The 6,000-nt window shown below is 71.9% G+C and carries 5 protein-coding genes; 2 read left to right on the top strand and 3 right to left on the bottom strand.

The genetic code is table 11. The features are described from left to right. On the bottom strand, positions 1-1,853 hold a 1,853-nt coding region (gene dnaK, locus LCD33_RS22235; RefSeq protein WP_224978239.1), incomplete at its 3' end, for a molecular chaperone DnaK. A gap of 132 nt (positions 1,854-1,985) precedes the next feature. Beyond that, on the bottom strand, positions 1,986-2,531 hold the full coding sequence (locus LCD33_RS22230; RefSeq protein ID WP_224978238.1) for a DUF1697 domain-containing protein: 546 nt from the start codon (positions 2,529-2,531) through the stop codon (positions 1,986-1,988). 192 nt (positions 2,532-2,723) lie between these two features. Between LCD33_RS22230 and LCD33_RS22225 the strand changes: the two genes are divergently transcribed. Continuing rightward, complete coding sequence (locus tag LCD33_RS22225) at positions 2,724-3,488, top strand: crotonase/enoyl-CoA hydratase family protein (protein ID WP_224966880.1); 765 nt, start codon at positions 2,724-2,726, stop codon at positions 3,486-3,488. Further along, complete coding sequence (locus LCD33_RS29490) at positions 3,473-4,231, top strand: PaaI family thioesterase (RefSeq protein WP_224959832.1); 759 nt, start codon at positions 3,473-3,475, stop codon at positions 4,229-4,231. Before LCD33_RS22225 ends, LCD33_RS29490 begins: the two co-directional genes overlap by 16 nt. A gap of 51 nt (positions 4,232-4,282) precedes the next feature. Here LCD33_RS29490 and LCD33_RS22215 read toward each other — a convergent pair whose 3' ends face one another. After that, complete coding sequence (locus LCD33_RS22215; protein ID WP_224978237.1) at positions 4,283-5,857, bottom strand: long-chain-fatty-acid--CoA ligase; 1,575 nt, start codon at positions 5,855-5,857, stop codon at positions 4,283-4,285. Between the last annotated feature and the right edge of the window lie 143 nt (positions 5,858-6,000).

Genomic DNA, 6,000 nt, shown 5'->3' with positions numbered 1-6,000 from the left:
GGGGGCGGGGGGGCGGCCCCCGAACCGCCCGACCCCGAGCCACCGGACCCGGAACCGCCCACGTCTGCGCCACCTGCGCCTGCCGCGCCCGCCGATGGGCCCGCACCGCCTCCGGCGTTGCCGTAGATCGCCTGGCCCAGCTCCTGCGACTCGGACGCCAGCTTGTCCACCGCCGTCCGGATCGCCGATACGTCCTGCCCGCGCAACGCCTCGTTCGCCGCGCCGATCGACGACCGCACCCGCTCCTTCAGCTCCGCGGGCAGCTTGTCGTCGTTGTCGGTGAGGACCTTCTCCGTCTGGTAGACGAGGGTTTCGGCCTGGTTGCGGGTCTCCGCCTCCTCGCGGCGGTTGCGGTCCTCGTCGGCGTGCGCCTCGGCGTCCGAGACCATCCGGTCGATGTCCTCCTTCGGCAGCGCCGAACCACCCGAGATCTGGATGGACTGCTCCTTGCCGGTGCCGAGGTCCTTCGCGTTGACGTGCACGATGCCGTTCGCGTCGATGTCGAACGACACCTCGATCTGCGGCACCCCGCGCGGGGCGGGCGGCAGGCCCGTCAGGTCGAAGCTGCCCAGCTTCTTGTTGTGCGCCGCGATCTCCCGCTCGTCCTGGAACACCTGGATCTGCACCGAAGGCTGGTTGTCGTCCGCCGTCGTGAACGTCTCCGAACGCTTCGTCGGGATCGTGGTGTTCCGCTCGATCAGCTTCGTCATGATGCCGCCCTTGGTCTCGATGCCCAAGGAGAGCGGTGTCACGTCCAGCAGCAGGACGTCCTTCACCTCGCCGCGCAGCACCCCGGCCTGCAGGGCGGCGCCGACGGCGACCACCTCGTCCGGGTTCACGCCCTTGTGCGGTTCCTTGCCGCCGGTCAGCTCCTTGACCAGCTCGGTGACCGCGGGCATCCGCGTGGAACCGCCCACCAGCACCACGTGGTCCACGTCCTGCACCGAGATCCCCGCGTCCCGCACCGCGTTCTCGAACGGCTTGCGGGTGCGCTCCAGCAGGTCCGAGGTGATGCGCTGGAACTCCGCGCGGGACAGCGTCTCGTCCAGGAACATCGGGTTCTTCTCGGAATCCACCGTGATGTAGGGCAGGTTGATGTTCGTCGTCGACGAGCTCGACAGCTCGATCTTGGCCTTCTCCGCGGCTTCCTTGATGCGTTGCAAGGCCATCTTGTCCTTCGTCAGGTCGATGCCCGAGGACGCCTTGAACTTCTCCACCAGCCAGTCCACGATCCGCTGGTCCCAGTCATCGCCGCCCAGGTCGGTGTCGCCCGAGGTCGCGTTCACCTCGACCAGGCCCTCGCCGACGTCCAGCAGCGACACGTCGAACGTGCCGCCACCGAGGTCGAACACCAGGATCGTCTGCTCCTTCTCGCCCTTCTCCAGCCCGTAGGCGAGGGCGGCCGCCGTCGGCTCGTTGATGATGCGCAGCACGTTGAGGCCCGCGATCTGGCCGGCCTCCTTCGTCGTCTGCCGCTGCGCGTCGTCGAAGTACGCCGGGACCGTGATCACCGCATCGGTCACGTCCTCGCCCAGATAGGTCTCGGCGTCGCGCTTCAACTTCATCAGCACGCGGGCGCTGATCTCCTGCGCCGTGTAGTCCTTCTCGTCGATCGTGGTCTTCCAGTCGGTGCCCATGTGCCGCTTCACCGACCGGATCGTGCGATCGACGTTCGTGACCGCCTGGTTCTTCGCAGGCTGGCCGGTCAGCAGCTCACCGCTGTGGGCGAACGCCACCACCGACGGTGTGGTGCGCGCGCCCTCCGAGTTCGCGATGACGGTCGCCTCGCCGCCCTCCAACACCGCCACCACGGAGTTCGTCGTGCCCAGGTCGATGCCCACCGCTCGCCCCATTGCGCCCTCCTCGCTCGGTTGCGCCGCAGCCCGGCCGCGCGGCGCCACCACGTGGCTCCCACGACCCAGCGTCAGACGTCGCCGCGGCACATCGGTAGGGGACAACGTCCCGGCCCGAACCCCGAGACGAGCTCACCGGCCGGAATCGGCCAGCGCCAGCAGGCGGGTCACCGTCGACCAGTTGCGGGAGGTCGCGCGCAGGCCGAGGCGGCGCTCCCACCACGACTGCGGCACCCGCGAGTTCCGCACGCCCTCCGGGCACCACACGTAGACCTCGCGCTCGCCGAACCGCACCATGTCCGGCGCGCAGCCCGCCACGTCCAGCTCCGCCAGCGCCGCCGGATCGGGGCGCGCGGACAGGAACGTCACCAGGTACTGCGCCGGGACGCTCGCCACCTCGCCCAGCGGATCGGCCGCCACCACCGCCGCCAGCTCGTCGCGGGTGCGCACCAGCACCGGCACCTCGAACCCGAACTCCGCGGCGAGGTCCGCCGCCACCAGCCGCTCCGACTCGGCCGCCGGGCAGGACGCGGTGAACACCGCGTTGCCGCTCTGCAGCAACGTCCCCACCTCGCCGAAACCCCGCCCGGACAGCACCTCCCGCCACCGCGCCATCGGAATCCTGTTGTGCCCGCCCACGTTCACCCCGCGGAGCAGGGCGACCTGCCGTTGCCGCACCGCGCACCCCCTCTCGTCCGCGACACAGCATGCCCGCCACCACCGACGATCCCGGCGCGCGTGGGAGCATCCCGAGGTGGCCGACCGCACAGTGACCCGCAGCGGTCTGCCTTGACCGTTTTTTCGCGAGCGAGTAACACTGCCAGGGAGAACGCCACCGCCAGGCGGCGCGGAGCAGGAGGAGAGCAGCACGTGAGCGAGAGCGTCCGCACCGAATTCGGCGACGGCATCGCCGTGATCACCATCGACCGGCCCGAAGCCCGCAACGCCGTCGACGCGTCCGTCGCCGAAGGCATCGCCGCCGCCGTCGACGAACTCGAATCCCGCAGCGACCTCGTCCTCGGCATCATCACCGGCGCCGGCGGCACGTTCTGCGCGGGCATGGACCTCAAGGCCTTCACCCGCGGCGAACGGCCGCACGTGCCCGGCCGCGGGTTCGGCGGGCTCACCGAACGGCCGCCGTCCAAGCCGCTCATCGCCGCCGTCGAAGGCTGGGCGCTGGCCGGAGGCTGCGAACTCGCGCTGTCCGCCGACCTCGTCGTCGCCTCCCGCGAAGCGAAGTTCGGGCTGCCCGAGGTCAAGCGCGGGCTCGTCGCCGCCGCGGGCGGACTGCTGCGGCTGCCGAAGGCGCTGCCGTACCAGCTGGCCATGGAGATCGCGCTCACCGGCGACCCGCTCACCGCCGAGAAGGCGCACGCCCACGGCCTCGTCAACAGCCTCACCGAACCCGGCGGTGCCCTCGACGGTGCCAAGGAGCTCGCCGCGCGCGTCGCCGCCAACGGGCCGCTCGCCGTGCGCGCCACCAAGCGGATCGTCTCCGGCGCGCTGCGCTGGACCGACGCCGAGGCGTTCGCCGAGCAGGCCGAGATCGCCGGGCCCGTGTTCGGCTCCGCCGACGCGCAGGAAGGCGCCCGTGCGTTCGCCGAGAAGCGCGCCCCCGCGTGGCGCGGCGAGTGACCGCGGCGCACCACCGGAACGACCAGGAGACACCCGTCATCAGCGAATACCGCCAGTCCGACGCCGAACGCGAGCCCGACGGCTCCGGCGAGGACCACGCCCAGGACCGGGCCCGCGCCGCGCGCGAACTCGGTGACGCGCTGCGCGAACTCGTCCAGGCCGCCGCCGGCACCGAGGTGGACGCCGCCACGCTGCGCAAGACCGCCGACCAGGCCCGCGACCTCGTCGGCCCGCTCACCGAAGCGAGCCGCACTAGGCACGTGCCGCCGACGCTCGACGAGGCCAAACCCGGCAGGCGGATGTACAACCCCGCCAGCGGGCCCGGAAACCCGATCGCACCACCGATGCGGGTGCGGGTCGCCGACGGCGTCGCCACCGGCACCTGCACGCTCGGGCTCGCCTACGAAGGCCCGCACAGCTACACCCACGGCGGGATCAGCGCCATGCTCGTCGACCAGATCCTCGGGCACGCGCACGCCGCCCAGGGCCGCCCCGGCATGACCGTGTCGCTGTCGCTGCGCTACCGCAGACCCGTGCCGCTGGAAACCCCGCTGCGGCTCACCGCCTGGGTGCCGGAGGACTCGATCACCGATCGGCGCACCGGGCCGAAAGCCACCATCACCACCGAGGACGAACCGGACCGGGTCCTCGTGGAAGCCAGCGGGATCTTCGTGATCCCCACCGCCGAGCAGGCCGAGCGCATCTTCGGCGACAACCCGCCGCCGCGGTGGTCCGAGAAGTAGCTCCCGCAGGGGGACGGCCCGCCCGGTCCGCGTGCGGGCCGTCCGCCCGGATCAGGTGTCGGGGAGCTCGCCGTCCGCGCGGGCGGTGCGCAGCCTCGTCTTGAGGATCTTGCCGCTCGGGTTGCGCGGCAGCTCCGCGATCACCGAGATGTGGCGGGGGCGCTTGTAGCCGGCCAGGTGCTCGCGGCAGTAGGCCTCCACGTCCGCGGCCGTCGGCGGATCCGCCGGGGCGCGCGCGACCAGCACCGCCAGCGGGGTCTCGCCCCACTTCTCGTCCGGCACGCCGATCAGCGCCACCTCGCCGACCTTCGGGTGCCCGGCCAGCACGTCCTCCACCTCGGCGCAGTAGATGTTCTCCCCACCCGAGATGATCATGTCCTTCTTGCGGTCGACGACGAAGTAGTAGCCGTCCTCGTCCTCCCGCACCAGGTCGCCGGAGTGGAACCAGCCGCCCGCGAACGCGTCCGCGGTCTCCGCCGGTTTGCCCCAGTAGCCCTGCATCACCGTCGGGCCGCGGTACACGATCTCGCCGACCTCGCCGCGCGGCACGTCGTTCATCTCCTCGTCCACCACGCGGACCTCGACGTTGAGCATCGGCGTGCCCACCGAACCGATCTTGCGCAGCGCGTCCTCCCCGCGCAGCAGCGTCGTCACCGGGCTGCACTCGGTCTGGCCGAACGAGGTCACCACCTCCGCGTCCGGGAACACCTCGATCAGGCGGCGCAGCAGCGGGGTCGACGCGGGCGCCGCACCCCACGACAACCGGTGCAGCGCCGACCAATCCCGCTCGGCCACGCCCGGCACCGAGCAGATCGCCTGCCACTGCGCCGGAACGAAGAAGCAGTCCGTGACGCGCTCCCGCTCCAGCACGTCCACCACCTCCGCCGGATCGAACCGGCCCGAGCGCGACACCACCGTGCAGCCCCCCAGCAGCACGTTCGGCAACATCGTGGACACCCCGGCGATGTGGAACAGCGGCGCACCCGAGATCCCCACCCGCTCCCCGGCGGGCGTGCCCAGGTGCGCCATCATGCTGAACGAGTGCAGCAGCAGGTTGTGGTGCGTCAGCACCGCGCCCTTCGGGCGGCCCGTCGTGCCCGAGGTGTACATGATGAACGCGGGCGACTCTTCGGCCACGTCGACACCGGGCGAGACCGGATCGGCCGCCGCCAGCGCCTCCTCGTAGCCCTCCGCGCCGGTGTCCGCCCCGCCGATCACCAGGACGGTGCGCACCTCCGGTGCCTGCGCGCGCGCCTTGGCCAGCACCGGGGCCAGCGCCGCGTCCACCACCACCGCGACCGCGCCGCTGTCGGTCAGCGCGTACGCCACCTCGTCGGCCACCAGCCGGAAGTTGATCGGCACGCAGATCGCGCCGAGCCTGCCGCACGCGTGGTAGGCCTCCACCACCTCGATGCCGTTCAAGCCCAGCACCGCGACCCGGTCGCCCGCCGACACCCCGCGCGCCAGCAGCGCGTTCGCCAGCCTGCTCAGCCGCTCGTCGAGCTCGCGGTACGTGCGGCCCGCGTCGCCGAAGCGCAGCGCCACCGCGTCGGGGATCTTGCGGGCGTGCCGCGCGATCTGGTCGCTGCTGGTCATGCCGGTACCGGTGGGGCGTGGGGTGTGCATCGGCGATTCCTCGGCGTTGACGACGGGTCCGGGTGACGTGGAGGACAACGAGCCGCGGCCCCGAAATGTGTCGCCCCGGCAGCGGAGGGGGGGGGGGGGGGGGCGCGGAGTAAAGATTTTTGGCTGGAGGGAGAAGAGAGGCG

Source organism: Saccharopolyspora sp. 7B, from assembly GCF_020177435.1.
Classification (GTDB): domain Bacteria; phylum Actinomycetota; class Actinomycetes; order Mycobacteriales; family Pseudonocardiaceae; genus Saccharopolyspora_C; species Saccharopolyspora_C gregorii.
Note: the sequence above shows the minus strand (reverse complement) of the source record. Positions and strands in the feature narration are given on the sequence as shown.